Raw genomic sequence first — 25,185 nt, forward strand, 5'->3', positions numbered from 1 at the left:
CCCCCCCCCCCCCCCCCCCCCCCCCCCCCCCCCCCCCCCCCCCCCCCCCCCCCCCCCCCCCCCCCCCCCCCCCCCCCCCCCCCCCCCCCCCCCCCCCGCGCCCCCCCCCCCCCCCCCCCCCCCCCCCCCCCCCCCGCCCCCCCCCTCGGGTGCGCCCCCTGCCCCCCCCCCCCCCCCCCCCCCCCGCTACGCTGTAGAGCCGGGCTCTGCCCGGCTGATTCTTTGGAGACCCCATGCACGCCCACCGCCTTCTGCCCCTGACCGCCGTTGCCGTCGCACTGCTCCTGCTCAGCGGCGCCAGCCTTGCCGGCAATGCCGTACTTCACCCGTTCCTGGCTGCACAGCCAAAGGAAGCACCGGAAGAGGCCAACCTCGCGGTGGAGATTCCCGCCGGCAGCTTCACCAAGTACGAGATCAAGGAAGACGGGCTGGTCCACGTGGACCGCTTCCAGTCGATGCCGGTCGCATACCCGGCCAACTACGGTTCGATGCCGCGCACCCTGGCCGGCGACAACGATCCGCTCGATGCGCTGGTGCTGACCCGCGAGCCGCTGCACCCGGGCGTCATCGTGCGCTTCCGCCCGATCGGCTACCTCAAGATGGTCGACAAGGGCGAGAACGACGAGAAGGTCATCGGCGTACCCACCGACAAGATCGATCCGACCTACGCCAACATCCGCGACCTGCAGGACCTGCCGCTGATCGAGCGCCAGCGCATCGAGGCGTTCTTCCGCGTCTACAAGGACCTGCCCGAAGGCCGCAACCCGGTCCAGCTCAACGGCTGGGGCAACGCGGCGGAAGCAAAGGTGCTGATCCGCCAGTCCATGCAGCGCTTCGACGCACAACAGCGGCGCGCCAAGGGCGATTGATCGAGACCGGCTCGCTGACGTAGAGCCACCCCATGGGTGGCTGCCTGGTTCCGACACCGTGCGCAGCCACCCATGGGGTGGCTCTACGGGCGTTGTGCATCATCTTGGCTCGTGGATCGGGCAACGATTGAACGTGGACCGGAACTGGCGCGATGCGGCCATCACCACGCGGCGGGCGCGGTTGAGGTTGCCCAGCGGCTGGTGGGCGGCCAATGCATGCCACGGAGCGAAGGCCAGGCTGTCTTCGGTCGCCTCGGCGTCGGCACTCCATGAGGACTGCGCACCCACCACGAGGCGGCCGACCGGCAGATAGGGGCTGATCTCTTCCGGCCACACCACCGAGGCGTCTTCAATCGGCATCTTTTCAAGGTCGCGGCAGAGCTGCACCCGCAGTTCCCACTCGGCCACAGCACCGGGCTGCGCGAAGAACGCCGCCACTGCCTCGCGCTGCGTATCCGGTGCCGCGTCGAGCTTCTCCCCGGTCAGCGCCTTCAGCGCCGGCGACACCGGCACCCACGAGAACTTGGCCATGTACGGCCCGTAGCGGAACGGCACCTGGGTGAAGAACGTTTCGCCCAGTGGGTGATGCTGCGGTTCGCCACCCAACGCCTTGAGCGTGGCGCTTTGCCCGCCCACGGCTTCCAGTGCCGCTTCGGTGCCGCGCAGCGTGGCCGATAGCACCTGCTTGGTGCGCGGCATGCGTTCGGTGGTAGCCGCCAGCAATTTCGCCGACCGCAGGAAGCCGCTGATGCCCGGCGTGTTGAAGGCCGGGCCATTGACCATCAGGAAGTCCTGGCTGTGCAGTTCGTCGCCGCCTTCCACTCGCGGCCCCGGCACGTCCAGCAGCTTTACCGCCATCGCGCGCGGCGTGGACACGGTGTCCGGCAGTTGTTCGGCCGGGGGCGATGAAAGCCGCACCAACGCGTTGTACTCGGCCGGCGCGGCGAACAGGCCGTGGCGCAGCTCGGGTGCCAGTCCGTCCAGTACGCGGAAACGCCCGCGCAGCAGTGCGTGGCCCTTGGCGTGGACCGCACGGTGCGCATGGCCCTCGTGGTCGGCCACGACGCCGGCCATGTCGGTGAACACCTTCACCAGTTCGGCGATGGTGGCCTGCTCGTCCGGTTCGGGCCGTTCGACATCGGGGGAATAGGCCACGGCGGGCAGGAGAGGGGACATGGCGATGGCATCCGGAGGCTGGGAGGAGGGCACCCGCAAGCCGGTTGGCGGCCTTGGCTGCGCGTGGCTGGGGCACGTGGCCACCTTGTCGTGTGTGCCGTGCACGCCCGGTGCAGGCAGCATGCCGGGCGCGCGAAGAGCGCGTGCGGAGCCTTCACTGGTGGCCGCTATCATGTGGGCTCCTTTCAAGCGTAGGCGGTGTCCGTGTCGGTAGCTCTGGTCTGGTTTCGCCGCGATCTGCGTCTTCAGGACAACCCGGCGCTGCAGGCCGCGCTCGATTCAGGTCATGTCCCGGTGCCGGTATACATCCATGCGCCGGACGAGGAGGGCGCATGGGCGCCGGGCGGCGCATCGAATGCGTGGCTGCACCGGTCGTTGGCCGCACTCGACGCAGACCTGCGGGCGCGCGGCTCCGCGCTGGTGGTGCGCCAGGGCGACAGCCAGGCGCAGCTGCAGGCACTGATCGAGGAAACCGGTGCGGTCGCGGTGCACTGGAACCGCAAATACGAACCGGCCACCCAGCCGCGCGATGCCCGCATCAAGCGCGAACTGCGCGAACAGGGGATCGATGCGAACAGCCACAACGGCAGCCTGATGTTCGAGCCGTGGGACATCGCGACCCTGCAGGGCGGGCCCTACAAAGTATTCACCCCGTTCTGGCGCAACGCGCTGACCCGCATGCACCTGCCGGCGGCCCCTGCGCTGCCGGCCACGCTGCCCACGCATGACGTGCGGGGTGTGGCGCTGGAAACGCTGCAGCTGGCGCCGCAACTGGACTGGGACAAGCAGTTCTGGGAGCACTGGCAGCCCGGCGAAACCGGGGCCGACGAGGCGCTGGGGGTGTTCATCGACGGCGCGTTGAACGGCTATCGGCAGCAACGCGATCTGCCGGATCGTGTCGGCACCTCGCTGTTGTCGCCGCACCTGCATTTCGGCGAGATATCCCCGTGGCAGATCGTGCGGCGCCTGGAGACCGAACGCAGCGCCAGCCGCGATGCCGACATCGACGGCTATATCCGTGAGCTGGGTTGGCGCGAATTTTCCTACCATCTGCTGCATCACTTCCCGCAGACGCCCGAGCACAATCTCAACCCGCGCTTCGCGGGCTTCAACTGGGCCAAGCCGAACGCGGCGCAGCTGCAGGCCTGGCAGCAGGGACGTACCGGCGTACCGATCGTCGACGCCGGCCTGCGTGAGTTGTGGGCCACCGGCTACATGCACAACCGCGTGCGCATGATCGTGGCCAGCTTCCTGTGCAAGCATATGCGTCAGCATTGGCTGCACGGCGCGCGCTGGTTCTGGGACACGCTGGTGGATGCCGACCTGGCCAACAACACCATGGGCTGGCAATGGGTCGCAGGGACCGGGGCGGATGCGGCACCGTATTTCCGCATCTTCAACCCGGTCACGCAGTCGCAGAAGTTCGATCCGCAGGCCCGCTACATCACCCGCTGGGTGCCGGAGCTGGCGCCGTTGCCGGTGAAGGCGCGGTTCGCGCCGTGGCAGTCGCCGGCGTTGCTGGCCGAGCTTGCGCCCGGCTATCCGGCCGTGCCGCTGGTCGATCTGGCGGCGGGGAGAGAGGCGGCGCTGGCCGCCTATCGCCATACGGGCTAGCGACAGAAACCTGAATGAAATGCCGAATATGTGCGTGTTCATCATGCCGGCATCGCGTTTGCGTGTTTATGCTTCTCGCCGTTCGCACGCCGACCGCCGGCAACTTAGGAGAAAACACATGATCCGATCCGCACCCCGCAACGTGGCCCTGGCCCTGATGACCGCTGCCGCCTTGTCGGCCTGCGCCACCGGCGGTTCCTACGTGCAGAGCGACCAGTACGGCAACCCGACGCAGCAGAAGAGCAACACCGGCCGCAATGCGCTGATCGGCACCGCCATCGGCGTCGCCGCCGGCCTGCTGACCGGTGACAGCGCCACCGAGCGTCGCCAGCACGCGATGGTGGGCGCAGGTATCGGCGCGCTGGCCGGTGCCGGCGTCGGTGCGTATCAGAACAAGCAGGAGCGGGAGCTGCGTGAGCGTACCGCCAACACCGGTATCGACGTGCAGCGCCAGGGCGACAACATCGTGCTGAACCTGCCGGACGGCGTGACGTTCGACTTCGGCAAGTCCGCGTTGAAGCCGCAGTTCTATGGCGCGCTCAACGGGGTGGCCAGCACCCTCAACGAGTACAACCAGACCATGATTGAAGTGGTCGGTCATACCGACAGCATCGGCAGCGATGCGGTGAACAACAAGCTCTCCAAGGAGCGTGCCGATTCGGTGGCACAGTACCTGACCGGCCAGGGCGTGCAGAGCGTGCGCATCGAGACGCTGGGCGCCGGCAAGGCGTACCCGATCGCCGACAACAGCACCGATGCCGGCCGCGCCAAGAACCGCCGCGTCGAAATCCGCGTGATTCCGTTGCAACAATAAAACGCGCCCGCGCGTTTTATTGCATTGCGTCGGCAATGCCGGCGCAATGCGAAAATGCCGCCCCAATGGGCGGCATTTTTGTATCTCGATCCTACCCCGCCGTCACCGTCTCCAGAATCCGCTTCCCGGTCTCCTGCAGCTCCGCCTCCGCTTCCTTCTGCTGCTGCTTGGCAAACTTCGCGTTCGGGCACTGGGCCAGCATGTAGTTGGCGTCGAAGTTGAGCTTCTCCACCAGGAAGTCGACGAACGCGCGCACCTTGGGCGAGACCAGCCGGCCGCCGGCAAACACCGCGTTGAAGTCCACTTCCGGGCCGGTCCAGCCGGCCAGCACGCGGCGCACCATGCCCGATTCCACGAACGGCTTGGCCATCACGTCGCCGGTGAGCAGCAGGCCTTCGCCGCAGACCAGCGCGCCATTGAGCGCGGACGGATCGTTGGCCACCAGCAGCGGATTGACCGGGAAATCACGCAGGTCGCCACCGTTCTCGCCCAGTTGCCAGAAGAACCGGTTGTTGTTGAGGTTGCGCGCCTTGCGCATCGCCAGGATGCGGTGGAACTGCAGTTCATCCGGATGCAGCGGCTCGCCGTAGCGTTCGATGTAGGCCGGGCTGGCGAACACCTGCGTACGCAGGCTGCCCAGCTTGCGCGCCACCAGGTTGGAGTCGGGCAGGGTACCCACGCGCAGCGCCAGGTCGGCTTCGCCCGCGATCAGGTCCAGCTTTTCGTTGCCCAGGTGCATGTCCAACTGGATTTCCGGGTACTGCGCATGGAACTGACCGAGCAGCGGCGCGATCCAGGTGATGCCGATCGAATACGGCACGGTGAAGCGCAACCAGCCGCGCGGACCAGACTGCAGCTGGTTCACCGCACCCTCTGCCTCTTCCAGCTCGCGTGCGATGCGCTGGCAATGCTCGTGGTAGACCGAGCCGGCCTCGGTCAGGCCCAGCCGCCGGGTGGTCCGGTGCAGCAGGCGCGCGCCCAGGCGCGTCTCAAGCTCCTGCACCTTGCGGCTGACGGTGGTCTTGGGCAGGCCGAGCGCGTTGGCAGCCGCAATGAAGCTGCCTTGCTCGACCACCTTGACGAAGATCAGGGTGTCGTTGAGATCGTGGGCCATGGCGATGTCCAAATCGGGGTGGGGATAGGGTGCCCGAAAGATTGTGCCGGGTACGGGACGATTATTCCCCTTAATCCGGACTAATCAAGGGGGAGTTCGAGGACTAATCTGGCGCCATTCCCGAATTGGAGGACGCCAACCATGTGGTTGCAGAACATTCTTGGCCGCGTACTGAGCGGCCGCCAGCCCTCGCTGGATCTTGCCCTGACCGTTGAGAAGCGCCCTTCGGCCTTCTCCCACAAGGCTTTCCGCGAGTTCACTCCCCCCGCCAACATGCAGCGCGGTGGCAGCCTGACCCTGGGCGCCCGCAACGGTGGTCGACTGGGTCGAATTGGGATTATCCCGGTGTCGGGAGTTAAAGTCCCATGAGTGGGACGCTGGCCCCCGAAGTGCTGGTGCTGGGCGGCACCGGTAGCGTCGGGCAGGGCATCGTGGCTGCGCTGCTGGAGGCCGGCAGCCCGGTTCTGGTGGTCGGCCGCGATCCCCAGCGGCTGGCGGCCCTGCAGGAACAGTTCGCCGACGAGCCGGGGCTGGAGACCCTGCTCGGTTCGCTCGGCGACGATGGCTCGGCCCGCACTGTGGCCGAGCGGATGCTGTTGCGCCGTCGTCCGCTGGCGGCGGTGGTGGACGCAATGGGCGGCCCCTACAACCGCGGCCGGGTGACCGACCGCAGCGGCGACGCATTGTTGCAGGCGCTGCAGGCCGACGTGATGCCGCACGTGCACGCCGGCCGCCATCTGCTGCCGCTGCTGCGCGGCGGCGCGCATGCGCGCCGTTATGTGCTGGTAGGCGGCCCGGCGGGCTTCAAGCCCTGGGCCGGGCACGGTGAGTCGTCCATCACCATGTCGGCCACGCGCATGTACGCGCAGGTGCTGCACCAGGAAGCGCAGGCGCTGGGCGTGCGCGCGCAGATGCTGGAAGTGTGCAATCCGGTGTGCACGCCGACCAACGCCGCCAATGCCTGCATCGAATGGCCGAGCGCGCTGCTGGTCGGGCGCCGGCTGGTGTCGCTGCTCGACAACTGTATCGACAACCGCGCCATCGTCCGCTGCGACACCCGCGACGCCGAACTGCCGCGCGGGCTGCTGCATCGGGATTGGCCTCCCCCCCTGTCGCACAACACCGCCGGTGCCGCTTGACCTCTACCAAGGTTGAGGTCTCAAGCTTCGCCACCCACGCTGCCCAGCACGCCCGATTTCGTATCACCACCCCTACGTACGGATGCATGTCATGACCCCAATTTCCACTTCCTCTCGTTTCACCCGACGGCTGGCCATGGCCGGGGTGTCGATCCTCGCCGCGGCCGTGCTGGCCGCCTGCAGTGGCGGCCACGCCGAAGAAGCCGGCATGCCGCCGCCGCCGTCGGTGAGCGCCGCGCCGGTACTGATCAAGCCGGTCAGCCAGTGGGACGACTTCAGCGGCCGCGTTGAAGCCGTGCAGAGCGTCGAGCTGCGTCCGCGCGTGTCCGGCTACATCGACAAGGTCAACTACGTTGAGGGCGAAGAGGTGAAGAAGGGCGATGTCCTGTTCACCATCGACGCCCGCAGCTACCAGGCCGAGTACGACCGTGCCCGCGCCGAACTCGCCCGTGCCCGTACCCAGTCCACGCTGGCCCGCGGCGAATCGGAGCGTGCCAAGAAGCTGTCCGACCAGCAGGCCATTTCGACCGAGACCTGGGAGCAGCGCCGCGCCGCCGCCGACCAGGCCGGTGCCAGCGTGCAGGCCGCACAGGCCGCGCTGGATGCGGCGGCACTGAACCTGGAATTCACCAAGGTGCGCGCTCCGATCGATGGCCGTGCCGGCCGCGCGATGGTCACCGCCGGCAACCTGGTCACCGCCGGCGACAGCGCCAGCGTGCTGACCACGCTGGTCTCGCTGGACAAGGTCTTCGTGTACTTCGATGCCGACGAGGGCACCTTCCTGCGCTACGCCCAGATGGCGCGCAAGGGCGAGCGCCCGAGCGAGCGCGACAGCGACCTGCCGGTGAAGGTGGGCCTGTCGGGCGAGGAGGGCCATCCGCACGAAGGCAAGGTCGACTTCCTGGACAACCAGGTGACCCGCAGCACCGGCACCATCCGCGTGCGGGCGTTGCTGGACAATGCCGACCGCGCCTTCACCCCGGGCCTGTTCGCCCGCGTGCAGCTGCTCGGCAGCGGCGAGTTCCAGGCCATGCTGATCGACGACAAGGCCGTGCTCACCGACCAGGACCGCAAGTACGTGTACGTGGTCGACAAGGACGGCAAGGCGCAGCGCCGCGACATCCAGCTGGGTCGTACCGCCGAAGGCCTGCGCATCGTGCAGCAGGGACTGAAGGCCGGCGACCGGGTGATCATCGACGGCGTGCAGAAGGTCTTCATGCCCGGCATGCCGGTGCAGGCCAAGGCGGTTGCGATGCAGCCGGCGGCGGCTTCGGGTCCTGTTGCGTTGAATTGAAAGCAGCCGACTAACAGTCGGCTCTACCCCGTGTCTTTCAACGCCCCGTGGGGCACTGCTCCCGCTGTCGCCTGCGACAGCGGCAGGGGTGCTGCACGCCGGCGTTGGCGAAAACCCCAGGAATCCGCTAATGGACTTTTCCCGTTTCTTCATCGACAGGCCGATTTTCGCGGCGGTGTTGTCGATCGTGATCTTCGCCGCCGGCCTGATCTCCATACCGATGCTGCCGATCGGCGAGTACCCCGAAGTGGTGCCGCCGTCGGTCGTCGTGCGCACCGTCTACCCGGGCGCGAACCCGAAGGTGATCGCCGAGACCGTGGCCACCCCGCTGGAAGAGGCGATCAACGGCGTTGAGGGCATGATGTACCTCAAGTCGGTGGCCGGCTCCGATGGCGTGCTGCAGATGACCATCACCTTCCGCCCGGGCACCGACCCGGACGACGCGGCGGTGAAGGTGCAGAACCGCGTCGCCCAGGCGCAGGCGCGCCTGCCCGAAGACGTGCGGCGGCAGGGTGTGACCACCCAGAAGCAGTCGCCCACCTTCCTGATGGTGGTGCACCTGACCTCGCCCAACGGCAAGTACGACACGCTGTACCTGCGCAACTACGCCCGCCTGCACGTCAAGGACGCGCTCGCGCGCATCCAGGGCGTGGGTGATGCGCAGATCTTCGGTGGCGGCGACTACGCCATGCGTGCGTGGCTGGACCCGGACAAGGTGGCCGCGCGCGGCCTGACCGCCAGCGACGTGGTGCGCGCCATGCGCGAGCAGAACGTGCAGGTGTCGGCCGGCCAGCTCGGCGCCGAACCGATGCCCAACAGCCAGTTCCTGACCCTGATCAACGCGCAGGGCCGCCTGCGCAGCGAGCAGGAGTTCGGCGACATCGTGCTCAAGGCCGGTACCGACGGTGAAGTGGTGCGTCTGTCCGACGTGGCCCGTGTGGAACTGGGTGCAGGTGACTACACCCTGCGTTCGCAGCTGGATGGCAAGAACGCGGTGGGCATCGGCATCTTCCAGGCCCCGGGTGCCAACGCGCTGGAGATCCGCGATGCGGTGATCGGCACGATGGACGAGATGCAGAAGACCTTCCCCAACGACGTCAAGTACGAGGCGGTGTACGACACCACCATCTTCGTGCGTGACTCGATCAAGGCCGTGGTCTCCACGCTGCTGGAAGCCATCGCGCTGGTGGTGCTGGTGGTGATCCTGTTCCTGCAGACCTGGCGCGCCTCGATCATTCCGCTGATCGCCGTGCCGGTGTCCATCGTGGGTACGTTTGCCGCGCTGTATGTGCTGGGCTTCTCGATCAACACGCTGAGCCTGTTCGGGCTGGTGCTGGCGATCGGCATCGTCGTCGATGACGCGATCGTGGTGGTGGAGAACGTCGAGCGCAACATCGAGGAAGGCCTGACCCCGCTCGCCGCGGCACACCAGGCCATGAAGGAAGTGTCCGGCCCGATCATCGCGATCGCGCTGGTGCTGTGCGCCGTGTTCGTGCCGATGGCGTTCCTGTCGGGCGTCACCGGCCAGTTCTACAAGCAGTTCGCGGTCACCATCGCCATCTCCACGGTGATCTCGGCCATCAACTCGCTGACCCTGTCGCCGGCCCTGGCCGCGCGCCTGCTCAAGCCTCACGATGCCGCCAAGGATGCCCCGACCCGGATCATCGACCGCCTGTTCGGCTGGGTGTTCCGCCCGTTCAACCGCTTCTTCAAGTCCAGCTCGGAGAAGTACGAGCGCGGTGTTTCGAAGATCCTCGGTCGTCGCGGTGCGGTGTTCGTGGTGTACGCGGTGCTGCTGGTCGCCACCGGCTTCATCTTCAAGGTGGTGCCGCCGGGCTTCATTCCGACCCAGGACAAGCTGTACCTGATCGCGGGCGTGAAGCTGCCGGAAGGCTCGTCCATCGCGCGCACCGATGAAATGCTGCGCAAGGTGGCCAAGATCGCGCAGGAAACCGATGGCGTGGCCCACACCATTTCGTTCCCGGGCCTGAACGCGCTGCAGTTCACCAACACGCCCAACACCGGCGTGGCGTTCATTCCGCTCAAGCCGTTCAACGAGCGTCATGGCCGTACCGCCGCGCAGATCAATGCGGAGATCAACCAGAAGATCGCCGGGCTGCAGGAAGGCTTCGCCTTCGCGATGATGCCGCCGCCGATCCTGGGCCTGGGCAACGGCAACGGCTACCAGATGTTCATCGAAGACCGCGGCAACCTGGGCTATGGCGCATTGCAGACGGCGGTGAGCCAGATGCAGGGCGCGGTGGCGCAGACCCCGGGCATGGCGTTCCCGATCACCAGCTACCAGGCCAACGTGCCGCAGCTGGATGCCGAGGTGGACCGGGTCAAGGCCAAGGCGCAGGGCGTGCAGCTGACCGAACTGTTCGACACGCTGCAGACCTACCTGGGCTCGTCGTACGTCAACGACTTCAATGAGTTCGGGCGCACCTGGCAGGTGATCGCGCAGGCCGACGGCCAGTTCCGCAACAGCGTCGAAGACATCGGCAAGCTGCGTACCCGCAACGACCGTGGCGAGATGGTGCCGATCGGCTCGATGGTGACCGTCAAGGAAACCTACGGCCCGGACCCGGTGCTGCGCTTCAACGGTTACCCGGCGGCCGACCTGGCCGGCGAAGCCGACCCGCGCCTGCTGTCCTCGGCCGAGGCGATGAACAACCTGACCGCCATCGCCGCCAAGGTGCTGCCGGTGGGCATGACCACCGAGTGGACCGACCTGAGCTACCAGCAGGCCACCCAGGGCAAGGCCGCCTTCATCGTGTTCCCGGTGGCCATCCTGCTGGCGTTCCTGGTGCTGGCCGCGCTGTATGAAAGCTGGTCGCTGCCGCTGGCGGTGATCCTGATCGTGCCGATGACGCTGCTGTCCGCACTGTTCGGCGTATGGTTGACCGGCGGTGACAACAACGTGTTCGTGCAGGTGGGCCTGGTGGTGCTGATGGGCCTGGCGTGCAAGAACGCGATCCTGATCGTCGAATTCGCCCGCGAACTGGAAATGGGCGGCAAGGGGATCGTGGAAGCCGCGCTGGAAGCCTGCCGCCTGCGTCTGCGTCCGATCGTGATGACCTCCATCGCGTTCATCGCCGGCACCATTCCGCTGGTGCTCTCGCACGGCGCCGGTGCGGAGGTGCGTTCGGTAACCGGTATTACCGTGTTCGCCGGCATGCTGGGCGTGACCCTGTTCGGCCTGTTCCTGACCCCGGTGTTCTACGTGGCGCTGCGCAAGTTCGTGAGCCGCAATGGCGGCGGCAAGCTGGTCGCCCACGGCGAATCCACCCTCCATCATTGATCCCGACCCCCACGAGGACTTACCCATGAATACCGCTACTTCCAAGATCGCGCTGGTCACCGGCGCTACCCGTGGCATCGGCCTGGAAACCGTCCGCCAGCTGGCCCAGGCCGGTGTGCACACGCTGCTGGCCGGGCGCAAGCGCGACACCGCCGTGGCCGAGGCGCTGAAGCTGCAGGCCGAAGGCCTGCCGGTGGAAGCGATCCAGCTCGACGTGGTCGACGCCGCCAGCATCGCGGCTGCCGTGCAGGAGATCACTGACCGCCACGGCCGCCTCGACATCCTGGTCAACAACGCCGGCATCCTGGTCGACAACCCGGCGCTGGCCCCGTCGGCGCAGACCCTGGACACCTGGCGCAGCACCTTCGACACCAACCTGTTCGCGGTGATCGCCGTGACCCAGGCCTTCCTGCCGCTGCTCAACCAGTCGCCGGCCGGCCGCATCGTCAACGTGTCCAGCATCCTGGGCTCGCTCACCCTGCACAGCCAGCCGGGGTCGCCGATCTACGGCTTCGCCGTACCGGCCTACAACGCCTCCAAGAGCGCGGTGAATGCCTGGACCGTGCAGCTGGCCTACGAGCTGCGCGAGAGCACCACCAAGGTCAACACCGTGCACCCGGGTTACGTGAAGACCGACATGAACAGTGGCGAGGGCGAGCTGGAGATCGCCGACGGCGCACGCTCCAGCGTTGGCATGGCGCTGATCGGTGCCGACGGCCCCAATGGCAGCTTCACCTACCTGGGCGAGGTGCTGCCATGGTGATCCGTGTGTTGACCGCCGCCGTCGCCAGCGCGCTGCTGGCCGGCTGCGTCAGCGTCGGCCCCAACTACCAGGCACCGCCGGCGCAGCCGGTGGTCCTGCAGGGCGCGGCCGCGCCGGTTTTCAGCACCACCTCGCCGGTGGCCAGCTGGTGGGCGCAGTTCGATGACCCGGTGCTGGAACAGCTGGTGCATGACGCGCTGGGCGACAACCTCGACCTGCGCATCGCGATGTCGCGGGTGCGCGAGGCACGCGCGGTATTCGTCGAGCAGCGCCTGGACCAGCTGCCGCACGTCACCAGCGGCGGTAGTTACGACCGCCGCAAGCAGCCGGATCTCACCGCCAGCGGTGAGCGTGTCTTCAGCGAGACCTACCAGCTCGGCTTCGATGCCGGCTGGGAGCTGGACCTGTTCGGGCGCCAGCGGCGTGCCGCCGAAGCGGCGCGTGCCGACCTCGGCGCCGAGCAGGACAACCTGGCGGACGCACAGGTCACCGTGGCCGCGGAAGTGGCGCGCAACTACTTCGAGCTGCGCGGTACCCAGAAGCGCATCGACGTTGCCAAGCGCACGTTGGTGAACCTGCGCGACACCCAGAAGCTGACCGAGACCCGCTGGAACCTGGGGGCCGGCAGCGAGCTGGATGTGCAGAGCAGCCGCGCGCGGTTGAAGGCGATCGAAGCCGACATTCCGCTGCTGGAAGTGGCCGAGGTGCAGTCGCGGCATCGCCTGGCGGTATTGCTGGGCCAGCGTCCGGACGCGCTGGACGCGCTGCTGGAACCGCGTGACGTGGCCCCGTATGCCAAGGCATTGCCGTTGGGTGATACCACCGACCTGCTGCGCCAGCGTGCCGACGTGCGCGTGGCCGAGCGTCGCCTCGCCGCCGCCACCGCGCGGGTGGGCGTGGCCACCGCCGACCTGTTCCCGCGGATCAGCCTGAGCGGTTTCGTCGGTTTCCTGTCCGGCGATGCCAGCGGGTTGGTCAACGGCAACAACAAGGCCTGGTCGGTGACCCCGTCGATCAGCTGGGCGGCCTTCGACTTCGGCACGGTCAAGGCACGGCTGCGCGCCAGCAAGGCGCAGGCCGACGGTGCGGCCGCCGAGTATGAGAAGGCCGTATTGCTGGCGCTGGAAGATACCGAGAACGCGTTGACCCGTTACGCCAAGCAGCAGGCCCGGTTGGCGATTGTCGCCGAGCAGGCGCAGGCCGCACGGCGCGCCGAACAGCTGGCGCAGATCCGCTATCGCGAGGGTTCGGAGGACTTCCTGACCCTGCTCGATGCGCAACGTACCCAGCTGGCGGCGGACGACGCGCTGGCGGCGGCGGAATCCACCGTCAACGTCAGCGTGGTGGGTGTGTACAAGGCGCTGGGCGGTTGGGGCCAGCAGCAGGACGCGGCACCGCCTGCGGTGGCCGGCACGATGCGATGAGGTGATGCAGAGGGCGACTTGGGTCGCCCTCTGCCTGTTTTGTAATGGTTCGCCGCGATGGCGTACCGGGGAACCCCGCGCTGACGGCTTTGCCTCTGCCGGGGCCGACCGGCGCAGTGCTAAAAACACCGCCTGCCCGGGAGATGTGGAATGCAACGGAATTGCTGGAAGCCGTCACGCACGGTCCACGAAGTACATGTGCCGATCAACTCGGGTCTGTCGGCCAGCGTGATCGTGCTGCTGGTGGTGGCCGCGCTCGCTGTCAGTCTCGGGTTCGCGCGACTGCCGGATGGCCTGCTTGGCATCGGGGTAGTGGGCGTCGGCGTGTTCCTGGCGATCAGTGCGCGGATCTGCCAGGCCCGCGAACAGCACCAGGCCCTGTGCAGGGCGCTGGATGGGCTGCGACGTGTGCGGTGACGGCAACGGGATGCCTCCACCACTGCCGGTCAGCGCGATACCTTCGCCGGAAACACCAGCTCGGCCATCACCGGATAGTGATCCGACGGCACCACGCCGCCCGGCTTCTGGTCCAGCGTGCTGAAGCGGTTCACGCCGAAGCCGCGCACCAGGATCCAGTCGATCTCGGCCGTCGGCGTATCGCTGAAATTCTGGAACGTCAGGCGCGGTCCCTCGACCTTGCGCGCCAGCTTGCGTGCGTCGCCCAGCGTTTCCGTGAACGCTGCATACGTGGTGCCGCCCGGCTCGCTGTTGAAATCGCCGGTCACGACCACGGGAACGTCCTGCGGCAGCGCAGCCAGCCGCTGGCTGATCAGCCTGGCGCCCAGCACGCGGCGCGGCTCGTCTTCATCGCGGTAGGGCAGGTGCGTGTTGTACAGATAGAAGCGCTTGCCGTCGGCAGCACGCTGGAACAATGCCCAGGTGACCATGCGCGGCATCAGGTTGCCCCAGGTGATGCTGCCCGCAACGTCCGGCGTGTCCGACAGCCAGAAATTGCCCGACTCCACCACCTTCAGCGCGGCGCTGTCGTAGAACACGCCCATGTGTTCTTCATTGTCGCCAGGACCGCGCGGGTCGCCGAACCAGCGGTAGCCGGGCAGGTGCTGCACCAGGTAGTCGGCCTGGTTGGTCTTGAGTTCCTGGGTGCCGAACACTGCCGGGTGCTGCTCGCGCAGCAGCGTCACCATCGCATCCCGACGGTCCTCCCAGCGCTTGTTGGGTTCGGTATCCACCGGCGTGCGGACGTTGAACGACATTACCCGCAACGGCTCGGGGCCCTTGGCCAGGGCGGAGCCGAGCGGCAGGGCCACTGCGATCAGGGCCAGCAGGGCCGGGCGGCGAAAACGAGACAACATGGGAATCCCTCCATTCCGTGAAATCGTTTGCAGAGGGTGCCATGGAAAGGCAGGGCCTGGATATGCGGAGATTGGCGGCAGCGGCGCCGTTGGGTCAGCTGGCCAGCAGCAATACGCCAATGGTCATGTTGATCGCCGCACCCAGCGCGAGCACCCACAGCGTGGACAGAATCGTGTTGAGCCACGAGCGCTGCAGCGCCACCTTCAGCCAACCGGCCTGCACCACCACGAACCAGGCGGCAGACAGCAGCGCGGTGGCGATGCCTATCGTGGTGGAGAGTTCGCCGGGCAGGCGCACGAACACCATGCTGGTGGACAGCGCCACCGCGAACGGCGCGGTGAGGTAGCACTGCATGAAGAACGGGCGGCGCAGCGATTCGCGGGTCAGCGGAACGCGCTTGCGGCGCAGCAGATGTGCGGTCGCCACCAAGGGCCAGATCGCGAACGTGATCGAGCGGTACAGCAGCAGGCTTTCCTCGTTGCCCATCACCGTGCGCGACAGCTCGCTGGTGCCGACCACGGTCTGGTGCATCAGCAGTTCAACGCCATGCGCGGCCAGCACCGCCAGCATCAGGAACATCGGTGGGCTGATCGCATCGTCGAACTGGCGCTCGGCCTTCTCCTTCAGTTCGGTGTTCACGTACTGCGCCATGCGGCGCGGATGAACGATCACCCGGTACAGCGTGCGCGGGAAGAACAGGAACCAGGTGCAGAGCTCGTAGAGGAACTCTTCCAGCGAACGCAACAGCTTGAGGAAATCCATGACCACCTCGGGCGCGGGCAGGGTGGCCGCGCACGCGGCGGCCAGCGTGGCCAGCATGGCGCAGCGGCGGTGCCACGTACAAGGGGCGGCGGTGGCCCCGGCTGCGTCGCGTTGCGCAGCCGGGGCGAGGCCTTACGCTGCCTGCAGGCCGCGCAGCCACTGGCGGTAGTACGTGCGCAACGCGGGATCGGGTTCGGCGGGCGGTTGCGGCGCGGCGACGACGGGGGGCGGCAGTTCCACGACGGTGGTCCCCCGGTACTCGCGCAGGTAGCGGATGGAGAACGTTTCGGCGTTGGGCAGGCGATCGAACAGCTGCGGCAACGTCACGCCCCCGCAGGAGGGGCACATGCTGAGCAGCGAGAACAGCCGGAAGGAGGTGATCTCTGTCTCGTCGACGTCGGGATCATTGGCAATCGCATCGGCAATCGCCACCTCGGAGTCCTTGCCACGGAAGAACACGATTTCCTGTTTGTTGTCGTCCACATCGCGCAGCACCGGAAGACTGGTGTACGTGGGCTTGTTGGGCTTGCCGCGTACGGCCTGTCGTGCATTCACGTAGCGGATATCACCGCGCAGCCGCGAGGCGTCGCGCAGCGTTACCTGTGCAGCCTTTTTGCCATCGGAAAGGGCGTAGTACACCACGCGCCGACCGTCGCGGAGGATCACCTCGGCAAAGGCAAGGTTGACCCCATTGAGTTGATACATCAGCTGGCGGCTGGCCCCATTGGAGAGCAACGTGTTGGCACTCAATGGGGTCCAATCCGCTTGTTTCCCTGCGACGGGCAGCAACTGGTTGAGGATGTCGGTGATGCCCTGGCGCTCTTCGCGCGTGCCGGTGGCCAGCGATCGCCAGTCCGGAATCAGGGTGCGCGCCAGCCGCACGAAGATGCGTTGGGAGCTGGCGCCCGACAGCACGCCGTCGGCATAGCGGATCAACACATTCGCTCGGCCCGTATCCCGGCAGTCATCGCGGTAGGCCTCGTAGCTGGTGTACTGCTCCAGCGATTCGCCGCGGAAGTGCGCTTGCAGGTGACCGAACGCCAGTCGCGCGATGTTCTCGCGGTCCTGCTCCATCGCACCATACAGGCGTGCCATGCGGTATCTCTCCACCTCACGCAGGTAGGCATTGATCGCGCTGCGATCACTGGTGTGCGCATGCACGTCCGGCAGCGCCGGTTGCTCCTCGTCGGCAATCACCATGAAGCCCGGGTCGTGCGCGCGCGCGCCAGTTTCGGGCTGCTGCGCCGAACGCGGGGGCACCGCGGGCGGCGCGTCGCCGCCGCTCACCGGGGGGCAGGGCGCTTCGCTCAACCGGGTGAAGGTCAGCCCGGTTCCGCCGGTCATTTCGGCCGGCAGCGGGGCGCGGTAGAACACGCCCGTGTCCGGTTCCAGGTAGACGTGACCGTCGATCACCACGCCGCGCAGGCGCCGGCCGTCCGCCACGGTGGCCACCAGCGGCCCGACCAGGATCACCGGCATCTGCCGGTAGAGCGCATCGCGCTCGGCCGCGTCCACCGTATCCGGCAGACCCAGCGTGGGGTCGCGCGAGAGGGTGGCGGAAAGCTGCTGTGGGTACTCCACGGCCTGCGGTACGCCCAGTGCGTTCGATTCCCACGCCGACAGCGGAACCAGCGTGTTCACGGCCGGGTTGCGCCGGGTGGCCTGCACGATCCACTTCTGGACCTTGCCCTCGTGAACCATCAGCCGCACTTCGGTGCGGGTGCCGTCCGGCGCGACCACGTACTGCGGAACCAGCATGTATTCGCGACGGGACAGCGCGTGCCCGCCCAGCTCGGTGAGGGTGGGAGCTGCACCCAGTTTGGTCAGCGTATCGGGAACGAAGCGCAGGCGCAGTCCGGTCGAGCACGCGGCAGGTTCCAGGCCGCGTTTTGTGCGGCAGGTGCCGACCGGTTCCAGCGTGCCCGTTTCGTGGGGAAGCGGTTCGTGCGGGTGGCGTCGCAGCCACGGATCCGCGGCATCCAGCCGATACGTCACACCATGGACGACGACCTCCCACTGGGTGGGACTGCGCCGGGTGAACACGGCATCGTCGGTGCTGCCCAGGTTGATCTCCCGTCCATCTTCGGTTGCGTGTACCGGGAAGGCCTGGGGCAGGTGGTCGCCATGCCATTCGAGGTGGGGCAACGCCGGGCCGAAGGGGACCTTGGCGACCGCATCCCAGGGGTACCACTGCAGCCCGTCGGCGCTGACCGGATGGATGCTGCCGTCTGCCAGCCGGGCCAGACCCAGGGAGGGTGTTGCTTCAGTGAGCGCGTGCCATGTTGCGGCGTCGGTCTTCCCTGCAGCCAGCACGTACTCGGTGGTCATGGCAGCGTTGTCCAGCAACGTGCCGCCACGCAGGACCCGACGCAACCACGCGGCGGCATCCAGTGCGCTGTTGAACGCCGTGCTTCCCATCCAGAACGTCGCTCTGGCGACGTCCCGCAGTGCGAACACGCCACTCTGTTCTGCAAGGCCCGCCGCGAGTTTGAGCAGTGCGCTGCCGGCCTCCTCGCACAGGGCATGGATGCTGCGCACGCCGGCGCTGTCCAGCACGCGCACGGTACTGGCCACGAAGCCGCCGAAGGGCAGCAGGGCGAACCCGGCGTCGAGCGTACAGTCGAGCGCTGCCCCGCTGCTGTCCTGGTGGACGATTTCCTCGACGCAGCGGAAGAACGGCACGGCAAACTCCAGCAGCGCCAGGCGCAGCCGCCGGTCTTCCTCGTGCAGGTGTTCCAGGCCGGTCCTGCGCGCCAGCGCGGCCTGCTTCGTGCGTTCCAGGAACGGCTGCCACAGGTGGTTGGCGGCGGCCTTGGCAATCAGGTCCAGCTTGTCCGGACCGTCCCCCTGCACGGCAATCTCCGAGGGCACAAGAGTCACGTCGGGCAGGGCGCGCCAGCGCCCGGGATCCTGTTGGCGGGTAAGCTGGCCGCTCACGAACCCGTCGAGTTCGATCATCTCGCCGTGCTCACCGCTGCGCAGGCGGCGAATCACACCGGCGCTGGGAAACACTTCGAAATGCGCGTCGGGCAGACCGGCATCCGTCGCGATACAGCGCAGCACGATGCCCCGGTCGGCGTCGCGGCCGGCGTGCTGTACGCGCAGGGGAACGCAGGTGGCGTGCATCAGCACCTGGCGATCCTGCGCCGGCAATTCCTCCAGCAGCATGCCGATGATGCTGGCGAGACCGCCTTCGAGGCGCTGCTGATACAGCGTGAACGTGCGCTCGAACAGGGTGGCGGTCGTTGGTGCACCCACCACGCCGTAGGCATCGGACACCAGCAGTGCCTGCAGGCTGTCATAGGCGGTGACATGGGCGGCCACCGGGAAGGGATGGAAGAAGGCGGTCTGCGACGACTCGATCGCGACCTCGCGTTCAATCTCCTCCGAGGGGGCGATGCCATGTTCCACCAGGTAGCCTTCGGGCAGTTCGTCGGGGCGTTGCGCCCAGTACTTCGGGTCGACATCGGCCGTGGTCAGCGTGTGCGCGGCAATCTCCATGCGCTGCGGCGGTCGCGTATCCAGCTGCGCCACGTGCAGCGCATGCAGGCGCTGCCGGGCCTGCAGATGGTCCAGCGCGGTGCGTGCCTGTTCCGCGCTGACCACATCGGTACGCGTCGGCTCGATCACCTCCTCTGCGGTGGCATACAACACGGCGGACGGCAGCATGGCCTTGGCCCAGGCGTCGTGCAGGTCATCCAGATCACCCGCATGATGAGGTGGTCGTGCAAGTTGCGACGGCAGCGCGCAGACGTCGTCGAAATGCGCGCGCTCGGTGGCGCCGGGCTGCAGTGCGTCCAACAGGGTCGCGCCATGGTGGAACGCGGCGGCCTGCAACGAGCGGCCGTAGTACAGCCATTCGGGGATGCCTTCCACCAGCAGTGTCGGCTGCTGCAGTTCGCGCACCAGCATCCAGTACAGCAGGTCGTGTGCCGCGGCAGAGGCATGCGGCTGGCGTTCGGCAATCAGTGTCCTGATGCGGCCGGCCAGCGCCACATAGGTCTCTTCGAGGCTGGCCGGAGAGGCCAGCCGTTCGCGCATCGCCTCGATGTGCGTCATTCCGATGTACTGCTCCAGCATCAGGCGGGCCAGCAGTGCCTGTGCGCCGCGCGGCGAGGCGGCCTGGTCGGTGCCGCCGCCGTACCAGCCGAGCTGCGCCAGCAGGGGGCGGCAGTAGTTGGCGAACTGGCGGGTGCGGCTCATCAGCTCCCATTGCTCCGATGCCCGCAGCGCAGATCCCTCGGCGCTGCCGGGGTCCGGCTGCAGCAATGCGAAGCCGAACCGTTCCAACAACGCATCCGGTGCGTCCAGTTGGAGCGCAGTGGGGAAGGAGATGGGCGAAGGTTCCGTGAGGTTCGATAACACCGGGAACTGCAGCGGGGCGCGGGCCGTCGGGACCGCACGCCCGTCGGCGTCCAGCAGCGCTGTAGCGAAGGCCAGCGCCTCGGCAGCGTCCAACGCGGGATACAGCGCCGACAGCTCGATGGCCAGTGACAGCGCGGGCGCGCCGTCGAGCTCGTTGTTGGTCGCGATCCCTCGCGGCAGTTGCTGCAGCTGGGCCTCTACTGCCGCTGCCAACACCGCGATGCGGGTGGGCGTGGACAGGGGTGCCTGCTGATCGAGACGGGACACCGGCAGGCCACCCGGAACGATGGTACGCAGTACATCCCTAAGCGCCTGTTCACCCACGTCGCTGGCGAGCCATTCGTCCAGCGCGTGCGGCCCGTCGATGATCCGCGTCCAGTGTGCCGGAAGGTCCGTTGCGTTGCGCGCGCGCCACGTTGAGTCCATCGCCGCATGTATCCAGCGCACCAGGCCCTCGCGCGGGTTGGCCATGGTCGGGGTATGCCACGCGCTCGCAAGGGCGTCGGGCGGCTGCAGGGTCAGCCATTCGGCGGGGGACACCTGCCAGTCGGAGCCCCGCAGCAGTTCCGCGCGCCAGTCGCCGAGCGTGCCTGCCTCGTCTGCGTTTGCCAGCAGGCGGAAGAAGCGTCGGGCCAGGTCGGGACCGACGGCGTCGCTGTCGACCTCCAGCAATCGACCGATCAGCTGCCTGCTGCGCTCGCCGCGATGCAGGAGCAGGGTGGCGTGATCGAGTGCTGCGGCATCGGCAGGAAAATCCGAATGACCGAGCAGGTACTGCAGCACCGCCTGCGGCAAGGGCAGGTTTGCCGTGTCTGACGGCAGCAGGGCACGCAACCGCGTCGCGCCCCCCATCACCATGTTCGCATCCAGCCCGATACCGGGATCGGACGACAGCATCGTACCGGCGAGCTCAAAGAAGGCCGTGCAGGTCCGGTAGGCGCTCGCATAGTGCGGATCCACCTCGTCCATCGGCAGATGGACGCTCGTGTACAGGTGCAACAGCGGTTCGACCAGCGCGCGGGTCAGTACCCGCAGATCGTTGACGCCTGTACCGATCGGTGCATCGGTCGATACCTGCAGGTCGTGGTAGCGCCGGAGCGACGCCGCGACCTGCTGGATCAACACGCCAAGCTCCGTCTGCCATGGCGTCCCCTGCAACTTGGCGCGTCGATCAAGATGGTCGCGCCAGTCCTGCGGCGTGGGCGGTGCCTCACGCCACGCCCAGTGCTTTCCGAACCGGTAGTCGTCCAGCTTGCGCCGCAGCGTCACCATGATGTTGGCCAGCAACGCATCGGCCGAGGATAGGCTGGCAAACGTGGCCGGATCGAGGACGGGAGGTTCGCCCTGGACCAGCCAGGCGCGCACGTAAGGCTGGTCGGGCTTGAGTGCAAGCGGCACGCCTTGGGCATCGCGCAGGCGCGCCGCGTGGTCCAGCAGCATCGCCTCGGTCAGGGGGGCAGCGCTGCTGCTCGCGGCAGTCTGGCTGCGTGCAACGATCGGCTCGAACGCGCCCACGAAGGCGTCGGCGGGCGTGCCGTCCAACCCTTGCAGATATCCTACACACTGCGTGGCGATCCGTGAGAGCAGATGCATCGCAGCGCGATCCTCTTCCGTCCCCGTGCTGCGGGTGCGCCGCAGCAGATGCTGCAGCATGAGGGTGAAGGCATACACGCGGATGTCTTCACCACCACGTGCAAGATTGCGCCGGGCGCCTTCGGCGGCGGGGAGCTCACGGATGACATCGAACCAATGCAGGACGGGCGCGGAGGCGAAGAATCCTTCCAATACCTCGAACGACGGCGCGCGCTGATCCAGGGCAATGTTCGCGTGCGCGAACAGATCCTCCACGGCCACGCGCAGCCCAGGCAAGGTGCGCGGCGTCTGCCAGTCGAACGCATTCCACCAGGCCGTGCGCGGAATGCCGTCCAGCAGCGGCACGAGGACGTTCAGTGGCAGGTAGCCCTGCATCGGCACCATGAACTGCGCCGAAGCGCCGTAGGTCATGTGCGGGGTCTGGGCCTGGTTCAAGGTCGGCCGGCCCGGTTCGGTCAATGCGCCCGCCCGGGCACGCGTCGTCGTCCAGGTTTCGGCCGTCGTCGCGATGCGCTCGTCTGCAGATGCCGCTGCAGGCGGCGATGCGTCGGTAGGACGTACAGTGTCCGCCGCGTCGCCGCCGCGGTGCTGAAGCCCGAGGAATGCGCCGATGCCGCGCGTCTGTAGCCGACGCAGCCCGGCCACCCTCCAGGTCGCCTCACGGCACTGCCCGGGAACTGCCAGTGCCGTGCTGGCGGGCGGCCTGCCAAGCAGGGCGCGCGTCGTGGCCGCCTGCGTATCCATGCCGCTGTTGCGCTCTCCGGGCAGGGGTGTGCACAGTGCTGCCGACGCCGGGCGCATCCATGCGTCTGCACGACCGAATGCGTCGGCTGCTTCCGCTACGCGTTCGGGGGAGGGCAGGCGGGTACTGCCCAGTTCACGTGCGGCGACGGTCGCCGCGAATGTGGTATCCCATGCCGCGCCTGCCAACTGGTTCAGCTGCCACGGGCTGCTGAGCAGGCTCACCAGCGCGCGCGACACGCTGTCGTAGCGACCCAGTGGGGTCAGCGCTGGTGCTCTGTCCAGCTGAGCTTGACGGGCGACCTGCAACAGCTGCTCGGCGAGGGCATGGACCAGCAACGGCATATGCACGCCTTGCGCCGTGGAGGTTGCATCGTGGTGAGGTGAAGCCAGGCGCTGGAGCTGCGCGTGGATGGCCGCGATGGAGGCGGGATCCTGCGCATTTTTCGGGTCGCCACACGAAGCATCGAACACGGCGGGCAGGCCCGCACGCATATCCAGCAGACCACCATCGCGCTGTTCGTGCCGGCGGATCAGCCGCATCGCGCGTTGCATTGTTTCCGGCGAGGCGGACGGGGCCAGTTCGCGCAGCTGCCCTTTCACCCATGCATGCCGCTCCGCCGTCGTGCTGCGGGGCAACTGCGCACGCTGGTGCGCCAGCGCAAGGTCGCGGCTGTCCGCGCCGGGTGCGTCCTTGCGCCGCGCGTCGAGCCGTGCCTCCCATTCCGTGCGGCTGACATCGACGGGGCGGTACAGCGCGTCGCGGAGGCGTTGCAGTACCGGGTCGGCCTGCGCTGCGGCCGCGCCCAGTCGGGCGCGCTCGGCTACGCACTCCACTGTCCACGCCGGCGCCGGGAGCGACAGCGCACAACACAACACGCTGCGCCAGCTCGCCTGCTCTTCGGTATCTGTGACGGTCGGAAGCGCACAGCGCTTCGCCAGTTCCTCGGCCATGGCCCGGCCCATTTCGGTATCCGCAACGCCGCCGCGGATCAGCGCGTCCAGCAGCGCGGTATCGATGGTGGCGGCGTTCAGCGCGTTGCTCAACGAGGCCAGTGCATCGCGCGGCACGCTGACCAGCGCAAGCTGGGAGGTGGGTTGCCGAGCAACGCGCGCTGCACGTTCGAAGCGAAACTGCTGCAGCGACGACGGCCCGCCGTTGTGCACACTGCGCAGCCCGCTGTCGGCTTCGGTGCCGAGCGGGGAGGGCGCGTGCGACGACGGCGTTGCCGGCGCGCCGAGGAAGGAGGATGCAGGCGTCGTGCTGGGCATGTTGCGGAGCCGTGGGGGAGGGGGCGCAGAGGCTACGCAATGCATCCCCGCCCGCGCTCAGGTCCGCTGCGCTGTCGTCGTCGAGGCCGCGCGCGGTGAGACGGCAGGCCTTGCGCCACACGGATCTCCGCCGCTGAACGAAACGCCGCCTCGCATAGGCCGCGCTGTCGGGATCGGAATCGTTGTATCGAACGTGCCTATCTCTAGCGTAATCTGGCCTGTCCCCCACTGCCGTACGGCGGGTCCCTCCCATGGATTACCAGCTTGTCATCAAGTTCTGGAGAAAGTCGCTCGACGACGAGGCCTTCCTGGCCACGCTGGAGGCCGAGCTGAAAACGGCGATGGGCAGTGCGGCGACGCTGGACGGTTACGACGTCAGTGCGAAGGAGATCAACCTCTTCATGTTCACTGCCGACCCGCGCCCGGCCTTCCGCCGCGCCAAGGACGTGCTGGAACGGTTGGGCGTGCTGCACAGCGTATCGGCCGCCTACCGGCTGGTCGGCGGCGCGCAGTTCACCTCGGTATGGCCGACCCGCATGGCGCGCAAGTTCACGCTGCCCTGAGGGCGCAACCGCCACCTACGCTGCGCGCGTGAGGGTCAGGATGCAGGCGAGCAGGGCGTCATTCACTGTTGGCGCGCTCTGCGCCGCGGGCTCGCTGAGCATCTGAAGCCAGAACCCATCGGCGGCCAAGCGCGCCGCCCGGTACCGGGGGTCCACGCGTTCCGACGGAACGCTTTCCAACCGCTTGGCAAGCCAGTCTCGCCACAGCTGGGCAAACGCAGGCTCGACCAGCGCGGTCAACGAAAAGGTGGCCCAACGGCGGTCATCGGAGGTCATCGCCCCGGACGTCATCGCCTCGAAAGTGACGATCACGTAGGCCCGGGTGAATCTGCCCGCCTCGACCGGATCGCGCGCCATGCACGCATCCAGTTCACTGTCGAAGCGCAGCAGGCATTCCGCATACGCCGCTTCCAGCAATGCCTGGCGCGTGGGGAAGTGGTGGAACAACGCGCCCTTGCTCACGCTCGCGCGTGCCGCGACGCCGAGCACCGTGACGCTGGCCAGGCCGCCCAGCACCGCTTCCTGGACCACGGCGTCCAGCAGCGCCGCGCGTACGATGGCCGGCTGCTTGCGGCGTTTGAGGTCGGCGTTCAATGCGCTGCCGCCTTCGAAAACGCGTTGATCATGACCACGCCCGCAACGATCAGCCCCACGCCGGCGATGGCCTGCCAGTCCAGCGTCTGCTTGAAGACCGTCACACTGACGATAAGGGTCAACACGATCCCGACGCCGCCCCACAGGGCATAGGCGATGCCCAGCGGCAGGGTTTTCAGCGCGTGGCTGAGCAGATAAAACGACAGCCCATAGAGCAGGGCCATCGTGACCGTGGGCGCCAGCCGGGTGAACTGCTCCGTCTTCTGCAGCAGCATCGTCGCGGTGACTTCGGAGACGATGGCGCCGGACAGGAAGAGGTATGCCGTGAGCAAGGGGGACATGTATGCGCTTTCTTTAAATACCGACCGGACGGTATGTTAAGGTGCGTTGCGGTGAATGGCGCCTGAAAAAGCAAAAAGCCCAGGAACCCTCTACGAGGATTCCCAGGCTTCTTCGGACCCTTGCGGGCCCGT

18 protein-coding genes are annotated in these 25,185 nt (G+C 67.6%); 11 read left to right on the forward strand and 7 right to left on the reverse strand.

What is annotated here, in order from left to right:
- Window positions 1–233 precede the first annotated feature (233 nt).
- Window positions 234–869 (forward strand): inorganic diphosphatase, encoded by a 636-nt coding sequence (locus ACOZHM_RS19340; protein ID WP_421570934.1) that lies wholly within the window; start codon window positions 234–236, stop codon window positions 867–869.
- Between the two features lie 99 nt (window positions 870–968).
- Here the strand turns inward: ACOZHM_RS19340 and ACOZHM_RS19345 are convergent, their stop codons facing one another.
- On the reverse strand, window positions 969–2,045 hold the full coding sequence (locus tag ACOZHM_RS19345) for a catalase family protein (RefSeq protein WP_421570935.1): 1,077 nt from the start codon (window positions 2,043–2,045) through the stop codon (window positions 969–971).
- A gap of 204 nt (window positions 2,046–2,249) precedes the next feature.
- Here ACOZHM_RS19345 and ACOZHM_RS19350 point away from each other — a divergent pair, with 204 nt between their 5' ends.
- Both ACOZHM_RS19350 and ACOZHM_RS19355 read left to right on the forward strand, forming a co-directional pair.
- On the forward strand, window positions 2,250–3,659 hold the full coding sequence (locus tag ACOZHM_RS19350; RefSeq protein ID WP_421570936.1) for a cryptochrome/photolyase family protein: 1,410 nt from the start codon (window positions 2,250–2,252) through the stop codon (window positions 3,657–3,659).
- 118 nt (window positions 3,660–3,777) lie between these two features.
- Entirely contained in the window at window positions 3,778–4,473 is a 696-nt protein-coding gene (locus ACOZHM_RS19355; RefSeq protein WP_421570937.1) for an OmpA family protein, read from the forward strand.
- A gap of 91 nt (window positions 4,474–4,564) precedes the next feature.
- Here the strand turns inward: ACOZHM_RS19355 and ACOZHM_RS19360 are convergent, their stop codons facing one another.
- Window positions 4,565–5,587: a LysR substrate-binding domain-containing protein gene (locus ACOZHM_RS19360; protein ID WP_421570938.1), complete on the reverse strand. Its 1,023-nt coding sequence runs from the start codon at window positions 5,585–5,587 to the stop codon at window positions 4,565–4,567.
- A gap of 141 nt (window positions 5,588–5,728) precedes the next feature.
- Here ACOZHM_RS19360 and ACOZHM_RS19365 point away from each other — a divergent pair, with 141 nt between their 5' ends.
- The 7 genes from ACOZHM_RS19365 to ACOZHM_RS19395 all read left to right on the forward strand — a co-directional run bounded on the left by ACOZHM_RS19365 (window position 5,729) and on the right by ACOZHM_RS19395 (window position 13,925).
- Entirely contained in the window at window positions 5,729–5,956 is a 228-nt protein-coding gene (locus ACOZHM_RS19365; RefSeq protein ID WP_421570939.1) for a hypothetical protein, read from the forward strand.
- Complete coding sequence (locus tag ACOZHM_RS19370; RefSeq protein WP_421570940.1) at window positions 5,953–6,726, forward strand: SDR family NAD(P)-dependent oxidoreductase; 774 nt, start codon at window positions 5,953–5,955, stop codon at window positions 6,724–6,726. The genes ACOZHM_RS19365 and ACOZHM_RS19370 overlap by 4 nt, the downstream gene beginning before the upstream one ends.
- 91 nt (window positions 6,727–6,817) lie before the next feature.
- Window positions 6,818–8,020, forward strand: coding sequence for an efflux RND transporter periplasmic adaptor subunit (locus ACOZHM_RS19375; protein ID WP_421570941.1), 1,203 nt, complete (start codon window positions 6,818–6,820; stop codon window positions 8,018–8,020).
- A 130-nt stretch (window positions 8,021–8,150) separates the two neighbouring features.
- Window positions 8,151–11,321, forward strand: coding sequence for an efflux RND transporter permease subunit (locus ACOZHM_RS19380; RefSeq protein ID WP_421570942.1), 3,171 nt, complete (start codon window positions 8,151–8,153; stop codon window positions 11,319–11,321).
- Window positions 11,322–11,346: 25 nt separating this feature from the next.
- Window positions 11,347–12,084: an SDR family oxidoreductase gene (locus tag ACOZHM_RS19385; protein ID WP_421570943.1), complete on the forward strand. Its 738-nt coding sequence runs from the start codon at window positions 11,347–11,349 to the stop codon at window positions 12,082–12,084.
- Window positions 12,078–13,508, forward strand: coding sequence for an efflux transporter outer membrane subunit (locus ACOZHM_RS19390; protein ID WP_421570945.1), 1,431 nt, complete (start codon window positions 12,078–12,080; stop codon window positions 13,506–13,508). The genes ACOZHM_RS19385 and ACOZHM_RS19390 overlap by 7 nt, the downstream gene beginning before the upstream one ends.
- A 150-nt stretch (window positions 13,509–13,658) precedes the next feature.
- Window positions 13,659–13,925, forward strand: a complete 267-nt coding sequence (locus tag ACOZHM_RS19395) for a hypothetical protein (RefSeq protein WP_421570946.1) — start codon at window positions 13,659–13,661, stop codon at window positions 13,923–13,925.
- Window positions 13,926–13,954: 29 nt separating this feature from the next.
- Here ACOZHM_RS19395 and ACOZHM_RS19400 read toward each other — a convergent pair whose 3' ends face one another.
- The 3 genes from ACOZHM_RS19400 to ACOZHM_RS19410 form a co-directional block, all read right to left on the reverse strand.
- Window positions 13,955–14,821: an endonuclease/exonuclease/phosphatase family protein gene (locus ACOZHM_RS19400; RefSeq protein ID WP_421570947.1), complete on the reverse strand. Its 867-nt coding sequence runs from the start codon at window positions 14,819–14,821 to the stop codon at window positions 13,955–13,957.
- 94 nt (window positions 14,822–14,915) lie between these two features.
- A complete protein-coding gene (locus ACOZHM_RS19405) occupies window positions 14,916–15,641 on the reverse strand; it encodes a hypothetical protein (protein WP_421570948.1) in 726 nt (241 codons plus the stop codon).
- A gap of 75 nt (window positions 15,642–15,716) precedes the next feature.
- Window positions 15,717–23,555 carry a deaminase domain-containing protein gene (locus ACOZHM_RS19410; RefSeq protein ID WP_421570949.1) on the reverse strand — a complete coding sequence of 2,613 codons (7,839 nt, stop codon included), beginning with the start codon at window positions 23,553–23,555 and terminating at the stop codon, window positions 15,717–15,719.
- Window positions 23,556–23,806: 251 nt separating this feature from the next.
- Here ACOZHM_RS19410 and ACOZHM_RS19415 point away from each other — a divergent pair, with 251 nt between their 5' ends.
- Window positions 23,807–24,118 carry a hypothetical protein gene (locus tag ACOZHM_RS19415; RefSeq protein ID WP_421570950.1) on the forward strand — a complete coding sequence of 104 codons (312 nt, stop codon included), beginning with the start codon at window positions 23,807–23,809 and terminating at the stop codon, window positions 24,116–24,118.
- 15 nt (window positions 24,119–24,133) lie between these two features.
- Here ACOZHM_RS19415 and ACOZHM_RS19420 read toward each other — a convergent pair whose 3' ends face one another.
- Entirely contained in the window at window positions 24,134–24,712 is a 579-nt protein-coding gene (locus ACOZHM_RS19420; RefSeq protein WP_421570951.1) for a TetR family transcriptional regulator, read from the reverse strand.
- Window positions 24,709–25,053, reverse strand: a complete 345-nt coding sequence (locus tag ACOZHM_RS19425) for a DMT family transporter (protein WP_421570952.1) — start codon at window positions 25,051–25,053, stop codon at window positions 24,709–24,711. Before ACOZHM_RS19425 ends, ACOZHM_RS19420 begins: the two co-directional genes overlap by 4 nt.
- Window positions 25,054–25,185: the final 132 nt, after the last annotated feature.

The organism is Stenotrophomonas sp. PD6, assembly GCF_049199305.1.
Lineage (GTDB): Bacteria > Pseudomonadota > Gammaproteobacteria > Xanthomonadales > Xanthomonadaceae > Stenotrophomonas.

Bases quoted from the DNA above. Each gene is read 5' to 3' on its own strand.
- ACOZHM_RS19365 (WP_421570939.1), top strand. From the start codon at position 5,729: ATGTGGTTGCAGAACATTCTTGGCCGCGTACTGAGCGGCCGCCAGCCC.
- ACOZHM_RS19405 (WP_421570948.1), bottom strand. From the start codon at position 15,641: ATGCTGGCCACGCTGGCCGCCGCGTGCGCGGCCACCCTGCCCGCGCCC.
- ACOZHM_RS19400 (WP_421570947.1), bottom strand. From the start codon at position 14,821: ATGTTGTCTCGTTTTCGCCGCCCGGCCCTGCTGGCCCTGATCGCAGTG.
- ACOZHM_RS19415 (WP_421570950.1), top strand. From the start codon at position 23,807: ATGGATTACCAGCTTGTCATCAAGTTCTGGAGAAAGTCGCTCGACGAC.
- ACOZHM_RS19355 (WP_421570937.1), top strand. From the start codon at position 3,778: ATGATCCGATCCGCACCCCGCAACGTGGCCCTGGCCCTGATGACCGCT.
- ACOZHM_RS19360 (WP_421570938.1), bottom strand. From the start codon at position 5,587: ATGGCCCACGATCTCAACGACACCCTGATCTTCGTCAAGGTGGTCGAG.
- ACOZHM_RS19345 (WP_421570935.1), bottom strand. From the start codon at position 2,045: ATGTCCCCTCTCCTGCCCGCCGTGGCCTATTCCCCCGATGTCGAACGG.
- ACOZHM_RS19410 (WP_421570949.1), bottom strand. From the start codon at position 23,555: ATGCCCAGCACGACGCCTGCATCCTCCTTCCTCGGCGCGCCGGCAACG.
- ACOZHM_RS19340 (WP_421570934.1), top strand. From the start codon at position 234: ATGCACGCCCACCGCCTTCTGCCCCTGACCGCCGTTGCCGTCGCACTG.
- ACOZHM_RS19375 (WP_421570941.1), top strand. From the start codon at position 6,818: ATGACCCCAATTTCCACTTCCTCTCGTTTCACCCGACGGCTGGCCATG.
- ACOZHM_RS19425 (WP_421570952.1), bottom strand. From the start codon at position 25,053: ATGTCCCCCTTGCTCACGGCATACCTCTTCCTGTCCGGCGCCATCGTC.
- ACOZHM_RS19390 (WP_421570945.1), top strand. From the start codon at position 12,078: ATGGTGATCCGTGTGTTGACCGCCGCCGTCGCCAGCGCGCTGCTGGCC.
- ACOZHM_RS19385 (WP_421570943.1), top strand. From the start codon at position 11,347: ATGAATACCGCTACTTCCAAGATCGCGCTGGTCACCGGCGCTACCCGT.
- ACOZHM_RS19380 (WP_421570942.1), top strand. From the start codon at position 8,151: ATGGACTTTTCCCGTTTCTTCATCGACAGGCCGATTTTCGCGGCGGTG.
- ACOZHM_RS19395 (WP_421570946.1), top strand. From the start codon at position 13,659: ATGCAACGGAATTGCTGGAAGCCGTCACGCACGGTCCACGAAGTACAT.
- ACOZHM_RS19370 (WP_421570940.1), top strand. From the start codon at position 5,953: ATGAGTGGGACGCTGGCCCCCGAAGTGCTGGTGCTGGGCGGCACCGGT.